Origin of the sequence: Bradyrhizobium sp. McL0615, assembly GCF_049993905.1 — a bacterium.
Classification (GTDB): Bacteria; Pseudomonadota; Alphaproteobacteria; order Rhizobiales; family Xanthobacteraceae; genus Bradyrhizobium.
In genome coordinates this window covers 1,104,465-1,122,936 of the sequence record NZ_CP188254.1, presented here as the reverse complement: position 1 = coordinate 1,122,936, position 18,472 = coordinate 1,104,465, and the positions used below count along the sequence as shown (strand labels likewise).

Genomic DNA, 18,472 nt, shown 5'->3' with positions numbered 1-18,472 from the left:
GTTTTCTTAACGCGAACCGGAATCCACTTCGCTCGAAAACGCTATGGGCATCACGCAGCCTGTTGCTGCACGGGCGCCCAGGCGAATTCCGGATAGTACAGCAGCATCATCCGGTCGACATAGGCCGTGAGGTTGGCGAACTGCTCCACCCGCTGCCGCAGCGCTGACTCGAAGAACGGCGTCAAAATTCCAGCGAGCGCGCCGAAGGCGGTAGCGTCCACGCCGCAGGGCGTTTCGCCCATCAGAAACGGCTTGTCGCCGAGCTGGACCGACAACGCAAAGAGTGAGCGCACGGCGAGATCGATATCCTCTTCGGGCGCATGGCGACCGAGGCCGCTGAGCAGGTAATTCTCGGCGACGCGAAATTGCGCGTCCTCGCGCATCTTCTCGCGCAGATGGACCGGGGCGCTGTCGAAGAAATGCGCCGGGCCCTTGGCAAAATTGTCGCCATCGACCCAGCGCGCGCCGACCAGCGCCCAATAGACGTGGTGCTCGATCATCCGCTCGAAGGCCCAGGCCTGCGCCCGCGCCTGCAGGCTGAGCGGCGCATCGAAATCGAAACCGTATTTGGCTTCCAGGTGCGCGCGAATAAACGTGGAGTCGGCGATCGTCTCGGCCTCATCGACGATGTAGGGCAATTGCCCCTTCGGCGAGGCCGGCGGCTTGGCTCTCTCCTTGCGATAGGCAAGACCGGCCATCTTCAGCTGGACCTCGGTTTTGGTCACAAAGGGGCTGATCTCCGGCAGGCCGAAACCGGCGCCGAAGCCGTAAAGGGTAATCATGCTGGTCTCCCGATCTCCTGAAAACGTGCCCCGAGGCTAGCGCCCCCCTGCTGCCACCATGGTGTCAGCAGCAGCAATGGCGGCCGCGGCCCGCTTCGGACCGCGGCGTACGGACCTTGCGCGCCCACGACACAAGCTGCCCTTGCGCAAAGACGCACATTGCTGTGAATGAGCGCCACGCCAGCTCAACCATCGCCCAGCGCAGGTCGGTGGTGACGCACTGGATGGAAACCAGCTGTTCCAACGCAAATCCCTGGGCATTTACGAGAGGTCCGCGGCTTCCTAGGGGGCCGAATTCACTGAAAATCGTCATGGACAAATTCCCTTCACTTGAGGTGTTGTCCCGATATACCCACCCCCTGCTGCCAACATGCTGTCAGCATCGGACAGGTACCTTCTAGAAAAGAGCGGCTTTGAGAAAAGAGAACGAGCCATGCGACGGGCCGACAGGCTGTTCCAGATCATTCAGGTGCTACGGCGCACCCGCAAACCCCTGACGGCGGATGCCATTGCCGCCGAGCTGGAGACGTCGAAGCGAACCATCTATCGCGATATAACGACCCTGATCGAGCAGCGGGTGCCGATCCGCGGTGAAGCCGGCGTGGGCTACATCCTGGAGAAGGGATTCGACCTGCCGCCCTTGATGCTCACGCCCGATGAAATCGAGGCCTGCGTGCTCGGCGCGCAGTGGGTGGTCGGCCATGCCGATCCCGCACTGGCACGCGCGGCCCAGGACCTGATGGCGAAAGTCGCCGAAACCGTGCCCGAGCGCCTGCGGCCCTTCGTGCTGGAGCCGGCCAGCCGCGCCCGATCGGCATGGAACCGGGAGCCGGACCGTATCGACATGGTGCGGACACGGACGCAAATCCACGAGGGCAAAAAGATCACGCTGAACTATCGCGACGAGCACGGCCGCGACAGCCAGCGTACGATCTGGCCGATCGCGGTCGGCTATCACGAGGCGGTGCGGATACTCGCGGCGTGGTGCGAGCTGCGCAAGGATTTCCGCAGTTTTCGCACCGACCGCGTCGTCGATGCCATGTATCACGACGAAAAATATCCGGAGCGCCGCGACATCCTGCGGGCGAAATGGCGGCGGAGCCTGGTCTGGGAAGCGCCCAAAGATACCTGAAAAGGATACCTGAAAAGGATACCTGAAAGGGATACCTGGAGTGCATGCCTGGCACGGGGAGCTGGCCGCGGCCGTCATTTGGGATTAAACGCAGGCATGCCTCGAATCGCCGCCGATCACGACAGCCCCTGCCAGGCCTGCGGCGCCTGCTGCAGCTATTCGCAGAACTGGCCGCGTTTCACGATCGAGGACGATGCGGCGCTCGACCAGATCCCGGAAAGATTCGTCAACGAACGACTGTCGGGAATGCGCTGCGACGGTAACCGCTGTTCGGCGCTGTCAGGCAAGGTCGGCGAGGCGACGGCATGCCTGATCTATGCGGTGCGGCCCGACGTGTGCCGCACCTGCATGCCCGGCGATGTCGAATGCGCGATGGCGCGGAAGCGGCACGGATTGCCTGTGCTGGCGTGATATGAGTTGTCGTCCCTGCGAACGCAGGGACCCATAACCACAGGGTTGCGTTGTTGAAGAAGGACGTCGACCCGCGTGCCAATAAATACGGCCGCGGCGTATGGGTTCCTGCGTTCGCAGGAACGACGGAAGGGCTTACGCCGTCACCGCTTCGGCAAAATCATCATCGTCGACCTCGTCCTCGATCGGCTTGAAGGTCGAAAGCGGCTTGGTCGAAAGCGTGATCGGCTTGCGCCCGCCATGGGATGACGCCGAGACGGACCGCCCGGCGGGTTCGCGCGACAGTGCATAGAGCGTGGAACCGACCCGGCCGCCGAGATGGATCAGCTCGCGTTCGGTGCAGCTCGCAGCGATCGCAACAGCCAGCGCGTGAAGATGGCTGCGACGATAGCAGAATAGCGCCAGCATGGCGCGGACCTCGGACGAAACGCTCTCCACCAGAAGCGGCAGGCCGTTTGCGTTGGCCCGATACATCTCGCCGAGCAACTCGTCGCGGACCGGACAGAAATCGTTCTCGAAGGCGTCACGGCTTGAAAACATTGCGGGTTCTCCCTGTCCGGAAGATGCAATGCAATACGCTAATGAAAGGTTAACCACGCGCATCAGTAGTGTTCCGGGGGGACTTGTCAGCCGCAACTGAATTGGAACCGCGACATGATTCGCGCCAGCGTGGATGCTGGCCTTCAGATGCCGGAGCAGAATTGAAACAAAGCAGGCCGACGCCGCTGGCCACGCAGGATCAGTTCGCCGCCATGAAGATCGACAGGCCGAAACCGGTGAGATGGTGCAGCGCCTGGTCGACGCCGATCAGCGTCCAGAACCACGGATGCTCGTTCTCCATCGTCACGCCGTAGCGGGAAGCGAAGATCCCCTTGATACGGTCGACGGTGATGTGAATGGCGAAGTCGATGAAGGCGACGAACCAGAATCGCGGCGCGACGATCAGGATCAGCGCCAACGCGACCGCAAGATGCACGAGGCAATGCGCCAATAGCGGCAAGGCCCAGCCGGTCTTTTGATCCTTGCCGATCGCCATCCAGGAATTCTGCAGCATGAAATCGGCAATGATGTGCTTCACGGTAAGAAGCAGCATCCATCCTATCAGCGCACCAACCGGGACCGAGGACGACATCGAAGGAAACAACAAAGCTGACGCCCTTTTCTGGGACTGGAGAGGTGGCGAAAAAAAACCGGGACCTAGGCTGTCAGCGCAATGTTGTTGTCAAACCCGGACTGTTCGAACGTTGCCTTTATTTATGACATCTCCCGCGCCGGAATGCACCTGTGGGTAGTCTGAAAATCGCACGGTGTGGCGGAACTGCGATACTGCGGTGCGGGCGCGCGGCATGGCCCGCGGGGGTAAGGTTACCGCCGGGCGCGGTTTGCAATCCCACAGGAGCGAGCTATCATTGGCCCGCAGGCAAAATTATCGTTCTTTTCTAGGTATTTACGAATTCATTCGGACGGCCTGCGGCCTGCGCGGCGGCGACACGTCCCTGATCCCGGGGTACGAGCGATGAGTGCTGAAGCCCCAACGCCGCATCCGGAAATGCCGCGTCGCCGTTCGCGGGTCGTCAAGAGCAACCGGACCCAGATCCTGCTGTTTTCCGTCCTGACCTTGGCCCTGACCGCCGCCGTGGTATGGGGCGGCCGGACCTGGCTGCGCAATTCCGAGACGCTGGTGTTTGCCGTCGGCGAGTCCACTGGTCCCGAGGCGCGCTTCGCTGCCCGGCTGGCGACGGTGCTGAAGAATAATTCCTCGCGGCTGCGTCTCAAGATCGTGCCCAGCGGCGACAATGCAAAGGCGCTGTCGCAGTTCGATCGCAAAGAGGCAAATCTGGCGATTTTGCGCACCGACGCCAGGATTCCGCCTCGCGCCCGCTCACTGGCAATTCTCGATCATGACCTGTTCCTGCTGATCAGTCCCGGCGGCAAGAAGATCAAGACGATTGCGGACCTGAAGAAAAAGAAGATCGCGGTCATCGCCGACAGCGAAAGCAGCGTAGCCCTGGTACGCAATATTCTCGAACTCTCCGACACCCCGGATGCGGCGGCCCGGGTCCAGATGGCGCCGCCCGGCTCGACCTTCGACAGGCTGTTCACCTCGGGCTTTGGCGCCGTGATCAAGGTCGCGCATGCCTCGCACATCGTAAAGGACAAGAGCTACGAGCAACTCGCCCGGCGCGGCGGCTTCACCCTGAATGCGATCGATTCGGCAAAATCGATCGCCCGGAAAAATCCGGCCGTTTCCGAGGAAACAGTGGCGACCGGCATGCTGTCCGCTTCGCCCGCGGTCCCTGAAGAAGACCTCGACACGATCGGGCTGGAATGGCTGCTGGTCGCCCAGTCCAAGCTGCCGACCGCGACCGTCGCCGACCTCGCCCGGATCATCTACGAGAACAAGACCGAGCTCGCGCTTCCCGACGGCTTCGCGTCCAAGATCGAGCCGGCGGCAACCGACAAGGACGCCTTCATCGTGGCGCATCCGGGCGCCGCCGAGTACATCAACGACGAATCGAAGTCCTTCATCGAGCGCTACAGTGAGCTGATCTATGTCGGGCTAGCCGCGCTCAGCATCATCGGCTCGATCTTTGCCGCCATCTACACCAAGGTCACGCGGGTCGCGCCGGAGAAGGCCAGCCAGCTCGCAACCGCGATTCTCGATATCGGCGAGCGGATGGAATACGCCAAATCGCTCGATGCGCTCGACGAATTGCAGGACGAGCTGGAAGCAGTCCTGCGCGGCGTGGTGATCGGCTTGCGCGACGGCACCATTTCAAGCGACGGGCTGGACACGTTCAAGCTCGGCTATGAATTCGTGCGCGACGAGATCGGCTTGCGCCGCGAACATCTCAAGCGGCACCCGCCGCCCGGGGATGACAAGGTGGTGGCCGTGAAGACCGCGCAGAGCGCTTGAAATCAGGTCACATATGAGCTTGCAGTCGCCCGCGCCCGGATTTCGGCGATCTTGCGCTTGAGCGCGGACTGCCGCGGGTCGGGCAGCGCGGCGGCGCGCGCCTCGGTCACCGCGCTCCCGAGATCACGCAGCGCCAGCCCGCCATCGAAGGTCGGCTTGACCAGGCCGTCGATGATCGCATTCCAGTCCGCCAGGCCCTGACGATAGCCGTCGCCATATCCCTCGATCATGGTCGCGCTCTGCACGATCGCGGGTGCGGCTGCGGGCTGCTTGCTCAGGCTGCGGTCGATCATGTGCAGCCAGCGTTCGACCCAGACCCGCTCCTTGGTGTAACGCACCGAAAGCAGCCGCCATCGCCGCAGCCCCGCCTCGATCTTGAGCCGGCGGATGCCGAACGGGCTGGCCGTGCTGAAGCGGATGGAGACCCGTTTGTGCAGCCAGCCTGCCCATTCGAGGGCGTCGAGCACATACTCGGCGACGATAGCTGGAAGCGCGCCGATCAACTCCTCGATTCGGAATTTCCTGACGTCGATGGATCCGGCCGACGCACCGGGCCCGCCGTCAAGTTCGATGAGCTTGAGTTGCGCGATCCGGATCGGGTCCTCGTAGCTCATGCGCACCGCCATCAGCCGTGCGATGTCGGCCAGCATCGCATCGTCGACGCCTTGTTTGCCGATGAACCGCCGCAGCCGGTCGACATAGAGGTGAGCGTAGCTCGGGCCCTGATAGTCGATGAGGAGATGGATAGCGTCGCTCGTCACCGCCACAACCGGCTCCGGCAGCCCTTCGGGCAGGAACGGCGGCGTGTCGTCATCATCGCCAAGGACATCGGCGAACAGATAACGCAACGACGACAGGATACCGCGGTCTACCACTCCCCTGAGCTCCGGCCTCTATGCAGGCTTTGGCGCCGCGGTGGGCGCCGTTTGCTGGTTCAACTGCTGCTGCAGCGTCTCGAGGTTCTGAAACAGCCGCGCGGTGCAGAGGCGAAGGAAATAGAAGCCGAAAGCCGGATTCTGCACGTAGAGCTCCTCGACCTTGGTGTAGCTGACGCTCAGCACCAGGCCGGCTTCCACGCATTCCAGCGTCTGGGTTCGCATGTTCGACGGCGACATCATGCCGAGCTCGCCGACGATGGCGCCGACCGGCAGCACGATGCCCGACTCGACCAGCTTGAACCTGCCGCTGACGATATAGAGCATGTCCTCGGCTTTTTCGTCCTTGTAGAACAGTATCTCGCCGGCCGCGCATTGGCGTTCGGTCATGAACGGCTTCAGCCATTCCATCGAGAGGTCGCTGTTGACGGATTTTTTCACGTCGCGCACCAGCTGCAGCATCTGGTGCAGGCGATAGGAGTTGACCAGAAGCATGACCACCTGCACCCCCATCACCAGGAAATTATGGCTAGGGATCGCGGTCACGATCAGAACGACGTTGGCCAGGATGCCGAAGACCCGCAGCGGGATCATGGTCTTCATCGTGGTGGTGGCGACCACGAAGATCGATGCGAACAGCGCGCCCGCGGTTCCTGCGTGTTGTACCAGATGAGACGTATCCATCGGAAACCAACCAATATCTAAACGTTCACGATTCTGTTGCAGCGCCGCTATCGTAATGTCCGCGGGGCCATTTTGATATACGAGGAAAGAACGACGATTTGTCGTGTTTCTCACCATTCACCGGTATAATTCGGCCTCAACCCGGGACCCGGCAGCGGGCTGGACCGGCCGCCTTGAGGACGCGCAGCACCATGTGAAGGCCGTCGTTGACGGCCTCCCCGCAGGCAGGCACTTTGCGGGCGTTGGTCACGCTGCGGCTTGGCCATTATCCAGCTTTCATTGCACCCATCAGGGCCCTCCTTATCCGATGACCCAGCGGCTCGTTCTCTCGGCACTGGCTCAATTCGCCGCCAAGACGGCCGGTCGCAACATGACCAAGGCGGCCTATGCCGCGGTGGCGGCCGGCGTCGCCGCGATGGTGGTGCTCACCACGGGCCCCGCCTACGAGATGGCGCACCACTGGGTCGACGCGGTGCTGTGGACGTGCCTCGTCTATTTCGTGTTCGAATGGCTGGTGCGGCTGCGCCACATGGCGCGGCAAGACCGGCTATCGCTCTACGCGCTTTCCGCCAGCGGGATCGTCGACGCGATCGGCGCCCTTGCCGTGCCGGTCGCGCTGCTCTCGGGCATCGAGCCCAGGACGGCGTGGCTGTTCAGCATCCTCTGGGTGCTCAAGGTCGTTCCAGGCATCCCTGGGCTGCGGCAGTTGCGGCGCGTGCTGGTGCTAGAATCAGGGCCGCTGCTCAGCGTGCTCGTAATCTTCCTGATGGTGGTGTTTCTGGCGTCGGTCGCGGAATATTTCCTGGAGCGCGACGTGCAGCCGGGGACCTTCGGCAGCGTGCCGGCGGCGCTGTGGTGGGCGGTGGTGACACTGACCACCACCGGCTATGGCGACGTGGTGCCGATCACGCCGCTCGGTCGCATGGTCGCGGCGATGGTCATGATCTCCGGCCTCGGCGTGTTCGGGCTCTGGACCGGTATTCTGGCCACCGGCTTTGCCGCCGAGACCCGCCGCGACAATTTCCTGAAGACATGGGAGACCGTCAGCAAGGTGCCGTTCTTCGCCACCCTCGGCCCAGCCGCGATCGCCGACGTCACCCACATGCTGCGAACCATGGACCTGCCGGCGCGCACCATGATCATCCGCAAGGGCCAGCAGGGCGACTGCATGTATTTCATCGCCGCCGGCGAGGCCGAGGTCGAATTGCCCGGCAAGAAAGTGGCGCTCGGCGAAGGCGCGTTCTTCGGCGAGATGGCGCTGCTCGGCAACAATGTGCGCGGTGCCAATGTCACGACCACCAAGGTGACGCGGCTCTTGGTGCTCGATCTCGTGGATTTTCGCCTGTTGATGGCGAGGCATCCCGATCTGGCCGAGACCATCGATGCCGAGGCGCAGCGGCGCGCGCAAGAAAACAAATGAATAACTCACAGGACGTCATTGCCTGTACAAACGAAGAGCGTTTGCACAAGGGGGCGAAGCGACGAAGCAACCCATTCTTTCTTTGAGCGGCAAGATGGATTGCTTCGCTTCGCTCGCAATGACGGCCAACAATGGAGAAAATAATGCCTGAAGCAGCCGAGGCGGCGAGCGCGCCCATCCTCGAGATCAACGGCGCGCGCGCCACCATCCGCCTCAACCGGCCAAAACATCTGAACCGGCTGCAGAGCGAGGATCTCGGCGATCTCATAAAGCTGTTCGACCGGATCGAGGCCGATCCCGCCATCCGCGTGCTGGTGCTGACCGGCAACGGCCGCGCCTTCAGCGCCGGCTACGATCTCAATTCGGTGGCGGACCGCGCCACCAGCGCAACCGCGCAGCCGAGCGCGGGATCGGCATTCGAAGCGGTGGTCGACCGCCTGGAGGACCTTGGCGTGCCGACAATCTGCCGGCTCAATGGCGGCGTCTATGGCGGCTCGACCGATCTGGCGCTGGCCTGCGATTTCCGCATCGGGGTCGATACGGCTGAAATGTTCATGCCGGCGGCGCGGCTCGGCCTGCATTATTACAAGAGCGGCATCGCCCGCTACGTGTCGCGGCTCGGCGTCGACAACGCAAAGAAGCTGTTCCTGACTGCGCAAAAGATCACCGCGCCGGAAATGCTGCGAATCGGCTACCTCACCGACATGGTGCCTCTGGAAATGCTGGATGAGGAAGTGGACAAGCTCGCCAACATTCTGGCCGGCAACGCCCAGCTCGCGATGCGCGGCATGAAGCGCGCCATCAACGAATTCGCGCGCGGCAAATTCGATGAGGAAGCGGCCGACCTCCGCCATCGCGAAAGCATGCGCAGCGACGAGATCAAGGAAGGCATCAAGGCGTTTGCGGAGAAGCGTCCGCCGAAATTCTAACCTGCAAACTCAGGCTCGCTTGGCCCGCATCGCCCGGACCTGCTTGAGACCGGGATCCCGCGCAAGCGCCTGATAGCGCTTGCTGTCCACCGCATAGATGGCGATACGCGCCTCGGCATCGGCATGCACGCCCCAGCCGAAGCGCTTGCCAAGTCCTGATGCCCGCATACACGCCTGCCCCCTGGAGAAGAATTCATCGCGGGCAAGGCTCCGTTCCTTCTTCGTCGCTTTCGCATCGAGCTGCCGGCCGCCGGCGGAGGTCGCGAATATCACGTCGTCCGACGTGTATTTGTAGGGCGCCTCCGCAATCATCCTGTATTGCAGGCCTGCCACTGTCGGATTCCCGGCGCGGGCCGGCGGTTTCTCGCCGGTGCGCGCAGGGCAATCCTCCGCAACCTGGATGAAGGTGTCGAAACAGTTGGTCGTGTGGACTGTTTTTGTCATCGGGAAACCCGTGGTGCTGCTCACCCGCCGCAAGCCGCGGCGTGCTGCGCCGCCATCTCGGCATCGGCAGCGGTGATCCGCTGGAAGGCGGGCCGCGACGTCATCCGCTCGGCATAGGCCACAAATACGTCCTTTCGTGGCACGAGGCCAAACGTCATCGTCCAGCTGAACGCCACGCCCCAGAGAATGTCGGCTGCCGTCATGCGCTCTCCTAGCAGATACGGCCCCCTGGAAAGTTGCGCCTCCAATGCGCTGAGCATGGAATCGTAATCGGAATATGGCGACTGCGTCACAGGGGCCGGTTCGCGCTTCATGAATTTGTCGATCAAGGCAGGTTCGAAGGAGGAACCATAATAGGTGATCCAGCGCAGATAGGGGCCGCGGTTGGGATCGTCGAGCGCGGGTGTCAGCCCGGCTTTCGGAAACAGGTCGGCGAGATAGATGTAAATCGCCACCTGCTCCGTCACCAGCGCCTCGCCGCGGCGAATCGCCGGCACCTTGCCCAGCGGGTTGATGGCGAGATAGGCCGGCTGGCGTTGTTCGCCCGCCTTCATGTTCAGGACATGCAGATCGTAGGGGGCTCCCAGTTCCTCCAGCAGCACCCGCGCGCCGGTCGCCCGGGTCTGCGGCGAATAATAAAGCGTAATGCGGTCCTGGCTGGTCATTGGCAGTCTCCTTTTGAACCCGCTCTTTTGAACTCCGCGGGCAACGGACCCTGTATGCCTGACCATACCTGACATCCTGTGTCAGGTATGGTTTAAGGAACCATGCGCGCGAGCCGGCTGCTTTCGATCCTCACCACCCTGCAGGCGCGGGGACAGGTCACCGCGCCTGAACTCGCGGACACCTGCGAGGTTTCTGTGCGCACCATCTATCGCGACATCGATGCGCTCGCCGCGGCCGGCATTCCCGTCTATGCCGACCGCGGCGCGGAAGGCGGCTATCGGCTGCTCGATGGCTATCGCGTGCGGCTGAATGGACTGTCGCAGCCGGAGGCCGAGGCGCTGTTCATGACCGGATTGCCGGGGCCTGCAGCCGCGCTTGGCCTCGAGCCTGCGATGCTGGCGGCGCAGACCAAGCTGATGGCGGCACTGCCGGCCAATCTGCGCCCGAACGCCAGCCGGATGCAGGAACGCTTTCATCTCGATGCGCCAAGCTGGTTCGGCGAAGCCGAGCAGCCGAAGCATCTACGCGCCATTGCCGGCGCGCTGCTGCGCGAGAGCCTGATCGAAATCCGCTATCAAAGCTGGCGGGCCGAGAAACGCCGTCGCCTCGCGCCGCTCGGCCTCGTGCTGAAAGGCGGCAACTGGTATCTCGCAGGACACGTCGATGGCAGCGTGCGCACCTATCGCGTGGCGCGTGTTCTCGACTGCAGCGTTCTGGATGAGCGCTGCGTGCGGCCCGCCGATTTCGATCTCGCCGCCTATTGGCAAGCCGCAACGGTCCGGCTCGAAGCCGAGATGCATCCCAACACCGCCACCGTGCGGCTGTCGCCGTTCGGCATAAAACTGCTCGACGCCTTGAGCCAGCCTTACGTGAAGACACGCACCCGTATCGAGGAGACCGCGGATGCGGCCGGCTGGCGGATCGCTATGGTCCCGATCGGAAAGACGGTGTGGCATGCGGCCGCCGAGCTGCTGCGTCTTGGCGCGGAGGCGGAGGTGCTGGCGCCGGCCGAGCTGCGTGACAGGATGGCCGAACTCACCCAGGCCATGGCCGCACGCTACCAGACGGCGCAACATGGTTACCAGGATGACAAGGATATCCGCAGATCGCACGCCACGAAACATTCCTGAAACACGATTCTCCCCGGCGCACGTGAACGCACGACGCTTCCGATACGACTGATGGGCAGGGACGCAACAACGGCCTCGCGCCAATCAATTGGAGAATACTTAAAATGTTTCGCAAGATGACCCTCGGACTGATCGCCGCCGCCTCGCTCACCATCGCCGCTGCAGCGCCCGCTTCCGCGGGCGGCTTCTACCACGGCCATCACTGGGGCCACGGTTACGGCTATGGCTGGGGTCCCGCTGTCGGCGTCGGCATCGGCGGTCTCTATGTCAACACCGGCTTCAACGGCTGCCTGCAGCAGCGCTGGGTCGAAACCCGCCGCGGCATGCGCCTGCGCACTGTGAACGTCTGCGCTTACTGATCGAACGTCCCTGCAATAAAGATCCCGGCCGTAACACGCGGCCGGGATTTTTCTGCCCTGGAATCGTGCCTGATCCGGCCACGTTGACCATTGCCAGCGTCCGCCATATTCTAGCGGATGCGGTGCAAGCCGCTCCCGGGCCCGCGGGAAGGGTTGAACCCACTTGCAGCTTTCGAGCGACATCCACAACCTTTGTGCAGCCGGTATTGCGGGCCTTCGGCGATGTCATGCACGGAGGTGTTTTGATGAATCCGCTCCCCGATCGATTGAATCTCGATCATCTGAAGAAGCAAGCCAAGCAACTGATCCGCCTCTATCGAAGCCACGACGCGGCGGCGATGGCGCGGTTTCGCAACGCGCTGCCGGCAACGACGGGCCTCAGCGATGAAGCCATTTCATCGCAACAACTACGCCTGCACGATGCGCAATCATGTATCGCGCGCGAACACGGCTTTGCATCCTGGCTTGACCTGAAGCGTTACGTCGAGGTGCAGGCCGTGGCGCAGAAGGAGCGCGCCGTTCGCGTCCTGCACTGGGCCCAGCTGGTATATTCCGGCGACGTCAGCGGCACGGTCAACCGCGCAAACCCGCGCGTGGCGTTGCGGATTCTGGCCGATGATCCCGACCTGATCGCGGGCGATCCCTGGCTCGCCTGCGCGATCGGCGACGAAGGCGCGATACGGCAGGCGATGAAGACCGATCCGGCATGGGTCAACCTGTCAGGTGGTCCGCTACGATTGCCGCCGCTCTTCGCGATTGCGCATTCGAGCCTGCTGCGCGTGGAAGAATTTCGCGAGCGGCTGCATCGCTGCGCGGCAGCGCTGATCGCTGATGGCGCCGACGTCAACCAGCACATCCACAGTCGCTGGCCGCCGGGATCGCTGAGTGAGCCGGATCAGCGCTATGCGCTCTCGACGCTCTACGGCGCAGCGGGTAGCAACCATGATCCCGATCTGACCAGATTATTGATCGAAGCCGGTGCGTATCCCAATGACGGTGAATCGCTCTACCATTCACTGGAGAATCCGGCATGCACGCGACTGCTGCTGGAGCACGGCGCGCGGATTGCGGAAAGCAATGCGATCTACCGCGCCATGGACCTCGACGACGATACCGCGCTGAAACTGTTGCTGGCGCATGGTGGCGATCCGAACGAGCCGGCGCGAAATCCGCCACTGACCGATTGGGGTTCGCCGCTGGGATGGGCGATCCAGCGCCGACGCCCGCGGCATGCGAAGGCCCTGCTGGATGCCGGCGCGGATGCATCACGGCCCGCCGCGGATGGCGCCAGCCCCTACCAACTGGCGCTGCGGTTCGGGCTCTCCGAAATTGCCGCTCTGCTGCGCGAGCGGATTGATGTGCCTGACAGCTCGGACGAGGAACGCTTCGTGGCCGCCTGCGCGCGCGGTGACGAGAGCGAGGCGCGAAGTATTCGTGACGCGCACCCCGATCTACCGGCCTCGCTGTCGCCGGTGCAATTGCGATTGCTGCCGGACGTGGCGGCGGAAGGCGCCGGCGACGCCGTAAAGCTGATGGTCAGTCTTGGCTGGCCGATCGCCGTGCGCGGCGGCGATTGGGATGGGTCCGCGCTCAATTACGCAATCTTTCGCGGCGACGCCGGCCTGACGCGCTTTCTGCTCGAGCACGGCGCGAAATGGACGGAGCAGCATGGCTTTGGCGACAATGCCAGCGGCTCGCTGTCGTGGGCATCCCTCAACGAGCCGGTCGAAGGCGGAGACTGGGTTGGTTGCGCGCGCGCTTTGCTCGATCACGGCATGCCGCGCGCCACGATCATCCCTGACGATCCCGAATGGGTACTGATTGCCGGCGTGCGAAAGCGGTTCTCCGACGAGGTCATCGAAGAGCTGCTGGGATAGCTGCAGGTGCGACGGGCGGGGCCAGCGAAGGGCTTGCCTCGCCCCTACACCCTGCCCTTCAGCGCGTCGCCGATTTCGTCGAGCACCTTGGGGTCCTCGATGGTGGCCGGCATGCTCCAGCTCTCGCCGTCGGCGATCTTCTTGATGGTGCCGCGCAGGATTTTTCCGGAGCGCGTCTTCGGCAATCGCCCGACCGTGATCGCGAGCTTGAAGGCCGCGACCGGCCCGAGCTTGTCGCGCACCAGCGCCACGATCTCCTTTTCGATCTCGGCAGGCTGGCGCGTGACGCCGGCCTTCAGCACCAGGAAGCCGCAGGGCACTTCGCCCTTGATCGCGTCCTTGATGCCGAGCACCGCGCATTCGGCGACGTCGGCATGCGAGGCCAGGATTTCCTCCATGCCGCCGGTGGAGAGCCGATGGCCGGCGACATTGATGATGTCGTCGGTGCGACCCATCACCCAGACATAGCCGTCGTCATCCTTGTAGCCGGCGTCCGAGGTCTTGTAGTAGCCGGGAAACTCCGTGAGGTAGGCTTCCTTGAAGCGCGCATCCTGTTCCCACAATGTCGGCAGGCAGGCCGGCGGCATCGGCAGCTTGATTACGATCGAGCCCATGGTGCCCGCCGGCACTGGCCTCGACGCCTCGTCGACCACGTCGACCTGATAGCCAGGCATCGGCACCGTCGGCGAGCCGTGCTTGACCGGCAGCAGCCCTAGCCCCACCGGATTGCCGGCGATGCACCAGCCGGTTTCGGTCTGCCACCAGTGATCGATCACGGGCACCTTCAACTGCGCTTCCGCCCATTCCACCGTCGGCGGATCGGCGCGTTCGCCGGCCAGGAACAGCGTACGGAATTTCGACAGATCGTATTTGCGGATGAATTTGCCTTCCGGATCTTCCTTGCGGATGGCGCGGAAGGCGGTCGGCGCGGTGAAGAACGCGACAGCTTTGTGTTCGGAGATCACGCGCCAGAACGCGCCGGCATCCGGCGTGCCGATCGGCTTGCCCTCATACATGATGGACGTGGCGCCGTGAATCAGCGGGCCATAGACGATGTAGCTGTGACCAACCACCCAGCCGATGTCGGAGCCGCACCACCAGACCTCGCCGGGCTTGACGCCGTAGAGATTGAACATCGACCATTTCAGCGCGACCAGATGCCCGCCATTGTCACGCACGACGCCCTTCGGGATTCCCGTGGTGCCGGACGTATAGAGAATGTAGAGCGGATCGGTCGCGAGCACCGGCGTGCACGGCGCGGCCTTTCCGGCGGCGAGCGCGGCGCTGCGGAGCGCCGCCCAATCGTGATCGCGGCCGGCCGTGAGTTCGCAAGGATGCTGCGGCCGCTCCAGGATAATGCAAGCCTGCGGCTTCACACTGGAAAGCCTGATCGCCTCGTCGAGCAACGGCTTGTACTGCACGATGCGGCCGGGCTCGACGCCGCAGCTTGCCGAAAGAATCAGTTTCGGCTTGGCGTCCTCGATGCGGGTCGCGAGCTCTTTCGCGGCAAAACCGCCAAACACCACCGAATGCACCGCGCCGATCCGCGCGCAGGCCAGCATCGCAAACACCGCTTCCGGCACCAGCGGCATATAGAGAATGACGCGGTCGCCCTTGGCGACACCGAAATCGGCCATCACGGCGGCGAGCGTCTGCACTTCCTTGAGCATCTCGGCATAGGTGAATTTCGAGATCGAGTTGGTGAGCGGCGAATCGTGGATCAGCGCCACCTGATCGGCGCGACCGTTCGCGACATGGCGATCAAGCGCGTTGTAGCAGGTGTTGACGACGGCGCCGGCAAACCAGCGGCCATACGCCCCCATCGAGGGATCGAAGACCTTTTTGGCCGGCTCGATCCAGTCGATTTCACGTGCAGCCTCGGCCCAAAAGCCCTCCGGATCGCTGAGCGAGCGGGCGTGGACCTCGTGGTATCTGCTGTTGTTCTGAATATTCATGGCGCACTCCCGGTCGACGCGTTCTTGGGCCACTTTGCAGCATCCTGACATGGGCGGGCGCCAGGCGCCCCGCCATTGACCAGGATCAAATGCAGGCCACTTTTCTTGAACGCATTGTCACGGGAAGCCGCGGGAGATCAAGCCGGAACAGGCCGGCCGTTCAGCCGGACCTCACTGCCGGGCGATCGTATTAAGCTTCTCCAGCCGGTCTTCCATCGCCTGACGGAGGTCATAGCCGCGCTTGCCGAAAGAGCTGTTGCGCTTTTCGATGAAGTCGCGCTGCTGCCGGGTCAGCGCCAGCGCCGCGCGATGGCTGTCGGATTCCGCAGTCGCGACCACCCGCAGGAATACGTCGTTGATGTTGCGGTCGAGTTGGGCGAGGCCGGGGTCGGCGCAGATCGCCTTTTCGACCTGGCGTTTTGCGGTGGCGCAATTAAAACTCGGCAGATTCTTCTGGTACGACAGCGAGCCCAGCCGTTCGATTTCCTGCGCCACGTCCTTGTGATTGGCGGCGGCCGTGCTGTCGGAAGGGTTGAGACGCACGGCTTCGGCATAATCCTGCAGCGCGCGGCCGCGGTCGCCCTTCTTGACCCAGGCCGCGCCGCGGTTGTTGTGGGCGCGCTGGAATTTCGGATCGAGCTTCAGCGCGGCGTCGTAGTCCGCGATGGCACGGTCGTAGTCCTTCAGCGCCTGATAGGCGTCGCCGCGGTTGGTCAAAAATTTCGGCTCGGGGCGGATCTTGATCGCTTCGTCATAGTCGGCAATCGCGCGGGCATAATCGCTATTGCCGGCAAGGTCGAGGCCGCGATTGTCGAAGAATTCCGGCTGCGTCGGATCGATCCGGATCGCCGCGCTCACATCCTCGATCGCTTTTTCCGTACGGCCCAGCTTGCGGTAAGCCGCCGAACGGTTGCTGTAGGTGCGCGCGCGATGCGGTTCGAGACGCAGCGCCTCGTCGTAATCGGCGATCGCCTTCTGATACTCGCCCTTGAAGTACCAGGCTGCGCCGCGATCCGAAAACACCTGCGCAAGATCGGGCTGCAGCCGCAGCGCCTCGTTATAGTCCTCGATGGCGCGATCGTATTTCTTGGCGTTGTTGAAGGCATTGCCGCGGTTGGCGTATCCGTTGGCATTGTCAGGCTCGAGCCGGACGGCCTGATTCAACGCCTCGAACGCAGCCTCCGTCTTGCCGGTCTGGCGAAGGATTTCACCGCGGGCGCGGAAAGCGCGGGCCCGGCTGGGATCCTTGGCGATGACGGCATCGATTTCGGCCAGGGCCTTGGCGGTCTGGCCGCTATTATGCAGGGCGGCGGCGCGGGTAATTGTGGCGTCGAGCCGGTCGCCCTCCGGCGTCGCCGGACTGTCGATCAACGCGGTACAAGCCTCGATCACCTTCGCGGGCTCGGCGGCCGAAAGCGCCGCGCAAATGACCGGCGGTTCGGCGGCTGGCTGAGCCGGGGCGCCGAAGGAGGTCAGGATTGCAACGGAAAAAGCCGCCTTCGCAGCAAATCGCGAAATAAATGAGCGCATAATCGACTCTTCAAAATAAGGACGCGCGGATATGCCGCGCCCGATCACTGGGTCGCCGCTGATCTTCCAAAGGTTCGAGGGCTTGCGGGCATCTACCTCCGATCGAGCCAATACGGCCAGGGCGCAGGACCATCCATAAATCGGGGTCCGAGCCTCTTGTTGTCATTCGTATTGACCTGCATCCGTGCATGGCCTAGGGAGATTTCCATGAAACGCACGATGATCATTGTCGCACTCTGGTGGCTGGCCTTCTGACAGGGCGGCCGGACGTTTCATTGCATCTGGGGCCGCCGCAAGGGCGGCCTTTTGTTTTGATGATCCCCCCATGCGGTGCCCCCCTCATCTCACGAGGACACCCCATGACCAGACCCGTTATTCTGACAGGCGACCGCACCACCGGCCCGCTGCACGTTGGTCACTATGCCGGATCGCTGTTCAACCGTCTGCGATTTCAGGACACCCATGAGCAGTTCCTGCTGCTGGCTGATACACAAGCCCTGACCGACAATGCTCACGCCCCCGACAAGGTACGGCTTGGTGTGATGGAGGTGGCGCTCGACTACCTTGCCGTCGGGATCGACCCAGACAAGTCCACGATCTGCCTGCAATCCCACCTGCCCGCGCTGGCCGAGCTGTCGATGCTCTATTTGAACTTCGTGACCGTCGCCAGATTGGAGCGCAACCCCACGATCAAGGACGAGATCCGCGGCCGCGGCTTCGGGCGCGACATCCCGGCAGGCTTCCTGTGCTATCCTGCGGCGCAAGCGGCGGACATTACCGCGTTCAAGGCAACCGTCGTGCCGGTGGGCGAGGATCAGGCGCCGCTGATCGAACAGACCAACGAGATCGTGCGCCGTATCAACACCACCGCCGGACGGGCCATCCTGCCGGAAGCGCAGGCCGTCATTGCGCAGGTGGGGCGACTGCCGGGCGTGGACGGGAAAGCGAAAATGTCGAAATCCGGCGGCAATGCCATCGCCCTTTCGGCATCGCCGGACGAGATCGCGGCGGCCGTGAAGGCGATGTTCACCGACCCCCATCATCTGCGGGTCGAAGATCCCGGGCACGTCGAAGGCAATGTCGTCTTCACCTATCTGGATGCTTTCGACGAGGACCGCACCACGCTGGAAGAGCTGAAGGCGCAGTATCGGCGGGGAGGACTAGGCGACAGCAAGATCAAGCGCCGTCTCGAAGACATCTTGCAGGCGCTGATTGGACCTATACGCGAACGAAGGACGCAACTGGCCAAGGATCCGGTCTATGTGCTCGACGTGATCCGCCGCGGTACGGAAAAGGCGCGGAGCCGAACCGAGACAACGAAGCGGGAAGTTGTCGAAGGCCTCGGGCTGTTCATGCTGTAA

The 18,472-nt window shown here is 63.1% G+C and carries 18 protein-coding genes; 9 read left to right on the top strand and 9 right to left on the bottom strand.

What is annotated here, in order from left to right; genetic code table 11:
• Positions 1–50: 50 nt before the first annotated feature.
• Complete coding sequence (locus tag ACPPVP_RS05260; RefSeq protein ID WP_426531945.1) at positions 51–782, bottom strand: glutathione S-transferase family protein; 732 nt, start codon at positions 780–782, stop codon at positions 51–53.
• 433 nt (positions 783–1,215) lie between these two features.
• Between ACPPVP_RS05260 and ACPPVP_RS05255 the strand changes: the two genes are divergently transcribed.
• Both ACPPVP_RS05255 and ACPPVP_RS05250 read left to right on the top strand, forming a co-directional pair.
• The gene (locus tag ACPPVP_RS05255; RefSeq protein ID WP_426531943.1) at positions 1,216–1,914 is read left to right on the top strand and encodes a helix-turn-helix transcriptional regulator; all 699 of its coding nucleotides are present in this window, start codon (positions 1,216–1,218) and stop codon (positions 1,912–1,914) included.
• 96 nt (positions 1,915–2,010) lie between these two features.
• Positions 2,011–2,325: a YkgJ family cysteine cluster protein gene (locus ACPPVP_RS05250; protein WP_426531941.1), complete on the top strand. Its 315-nt coding sequence runs from the start codon at positions 2,011–2,013 to the stop codon at positions 2,323–2,325.
• 135 nt (positions 2,326–2,460) lie between these two features.
• Here the strand turns inward: ACPPVP_RS05250 and ACPPVP_RS05245 are convergent, their stop codons facing one another.
• Together ACPPVP_RS05245 and ACPPVP_RS05240 are read right to left on the bottom strand one after the other, a co-directional pair.
• The gene (locus ACPPVP_RS05245; RefSeq protein ID WP_426531939.1) at positions 2,461–2,865 is read right to left on the bottom strand and encodes a hypothetical protein; all 405 of its coding nucleotides are present in this window, start codon (positions 2,863–2,865) and stop codon (positions 2,461–2,463) included.
• Between the two features lie 199 nt (positions 2,866–3,064).
• Positions 3,065–3,418 carry a DUF3307 domain-containing protein gene (locus ACPPVP_RS05240; RefSeq protein WP_426531937.1) on the bottom strand — a complete coding sequence of 118 codons (354 nt, stop codon included), beginning with the start codon at positions 3,416–3,418 and terminating at the stop codon, positions 3,065–3,067.
• Positions 3,419–3,841: 423 nt separating this feature from the next.
• On the opposite strand from ACPPVP_RS05240, the gene ACPPVP_RS05235 reads away from it, so the two are divergent.
• The gene (locus ACPPVP_RS05235) at positions 3,842–5,242 is read left to right on the top strand and encodes a TAXI family TRAP transporter solute-binding subunit (RefSeq protein WP_426531936.1); all 1,401 of its coding nucleotides are present in this window, start codon (positions 3,842–3,844) and stop codon (positions 5,240–5,242) included.
• Positions 5,243–5,244: 2 nt separating this feature from the next.
• Here ACPPVP_RS05235 and ACPPVP_RS05230 read toward each other — a convergent pair whose 3' ends face one another.
• Together ACPPVP_RS05230 and ACPPVP_RS05225 are read right to left on the bottom strand one after the other, a co-directional pair.
• Positions 5,245–6,117: a DUF6537 domain-containing protein gene (locus ACPPVP_RS05230; RefSeq protein ID WP_426531934.1), complete on the bottom strand. Its 873-nt coding sequence runs from the start codon at positions 6,115–6,117 to the stop codon at positions 5,245–5,247.
• An 18-nt stretch (positions 6,118–6,135) separates the two neighbouring features.
• Positions 6,136–6,801, bottom strand: coding sequence for a Crp/Fnr family transcriptional regulator (locus ACPPVP_RS05225; RefSeq protein WP_426531932.1), 666 nt, complete (start codon positions 6,799–6,801; stop codon positions 6,136–6,138).
• 307 nt (positions 6,802–7,108) lie between these two features.
• Between ACPPVP_RS05225 and ACPPVP_RS05220 the strand changes: the two genes are divergently transcribed.
• Both ACPPVP_RS05220 and ACPPVP_RS05215 read left to right on the top strand, forming a co-directional pair.
• Complete coding sequence (locus ACPPVP_RS05220; RefSeq protein ID WP_426531930.1) at positions 7,109–8,221, top strand: cyclic nucleotide-gated ion channel; 1,113 nt, start codon at positions 7,109–7,111, stop codon at positions 8,219–8,221.
• A gap of 143 nt (positions 8,222–8,364) precedes the next feature.
• On the top strand, positions 8,365–9,150 hold the full coding sequence (locus ACPPVP_RS05215; RefSeq protein ID WP_426531928.1) for an enoyl-CoA hydratase/isomerase family protein: 786 nt from the start codon (positions 8,365–8,367) through the stop codon (positions 9,148–9,150).
• 9 nt (positions 9,151–9,159) lie between these two features.
• Here the strand turns inward: ACPPVP_RS05215 and ACPPVP_RS05210 are convergent, their stop codons facing one another.
• Together ACPPVP_RS05210 and ACPPVP_RS05205 are read right to left on the bottom strand one after the other, a co-directional pair.
• Entirely contained in the window at positions 9,160–9,594 is a 435-nt protein-coding gene (locus tag ACPPVP_RS05210) for a DUF6157 family protein (RefSeq protein WP_426531926.1), read from the bottom strand.
• A gap of 20 nt (positions 9,595–9,614) precedes the next feature.
• Positions 9,615–10,259, bottom strand: a complete 645-nt coding sequence (locus ACPPVP_RS05205; protein ID WP_426531924.1) for a glutathione S-transferase family protein — start codon at positions 10,257–10,259, stop codon at positions 9,615–9,617.
• A 102-nt stretch (positions 10,260–10,361) separates the two neighbouring features.
• Here ACPPVP_RS05205 and ACPPVP_RS05200 point away from each other — a divergent pair, with 102 nt between their 5' ends.
• The 3 genes from ACPPVP_RS05200 (at position 10,362) to ACPPVP_RS05190 (ending at position 13,626) form a co-directional block, all read left to right on the top strand.
• Positions 10,362–11,390 carry a helix-turn-helix transcriptional regulator gene (locus tag ACPPVP_RS05200; RefSeq protein WP_426531922.1) on the top strand — a complete coding sequence of 343 codons (1,029 nt, stop codon included), beginning with the start codon at positions 10,362–10,364 and terminating at the stop codon, positions 11,388–11,390.
• A 104-nt stretch (positions 11,391–11,494) separates the two neighbouring features.
• Entirely contained in the window at positions 11,495–11,749 is a 255-nt protein-coding gene (locus ACPPVP_RS05195) for a hypothetical protein (protein WP_426531920.1), read from the top strand.
• Positions 11,750–11,994: 245 nt separating this feature from the next.
• Positions 11,995–13,626, top strand: a complete 1,632-nt coding sequence (locus ACPPVP_RS05190) for an ankyrin repeat domain-containing protein (protein WP_426531918.1) — start codon at positions 11,995–11,997, stop codon at positions 13,624–13,626.
• Between the two features lie 44 nt (positions 13,627–13,670).
• Here the strand turns inward: ACPPVP_RS05190 and ACPPVP_RS05185 are convergent, their stop codons facing one another.
• Both ACPPVP_RS05185 and ACPPVP_RS05180 read right to left on the bottom strand, forming a co-directional pair.
• Positions 13,671–15,581, bottom strand: coding sequence for a propionyl-CoA synthetase (locus ACPPVP_RS05185; RefSeq protein WP_426531916.1), 1,911 nt, complete (start codon positions 15,579–15,581; stop codon positions 13,671–13,673).
• A gap of 171 nt (positions 15,582–15,752) precedes the next feature.
• A complete protein-coding gene (locus tag ACPPVP_RS05180; RefSeq protein ID WP_426531914.1) occupies positions 15,753–17,111 on the bottom strand; it encodes a tetratricopeptide repeat protein in 1,359 nt (452 codons plus the stop codon).
• Between the two features lie 359 nt (positions 17,112–17,470).
• Here ACPPVP_RS05180 and trpS point away from each other — a divergent pair, with 359 nt between their 5' ends.
• Positions 17,471–18,472 carry a tryptophan--tRNA ligase gene (gene trpS / locus ACPPVP_RS05175; RefSeq protein ID WP_426531912.1) on the top strand — a complete coding sequence of 334 codons (1,002 nt, stop codon included), beginning with the start codon at positions 17,471–17,473 and terminating at the stop codon, positions 18,470–18,472.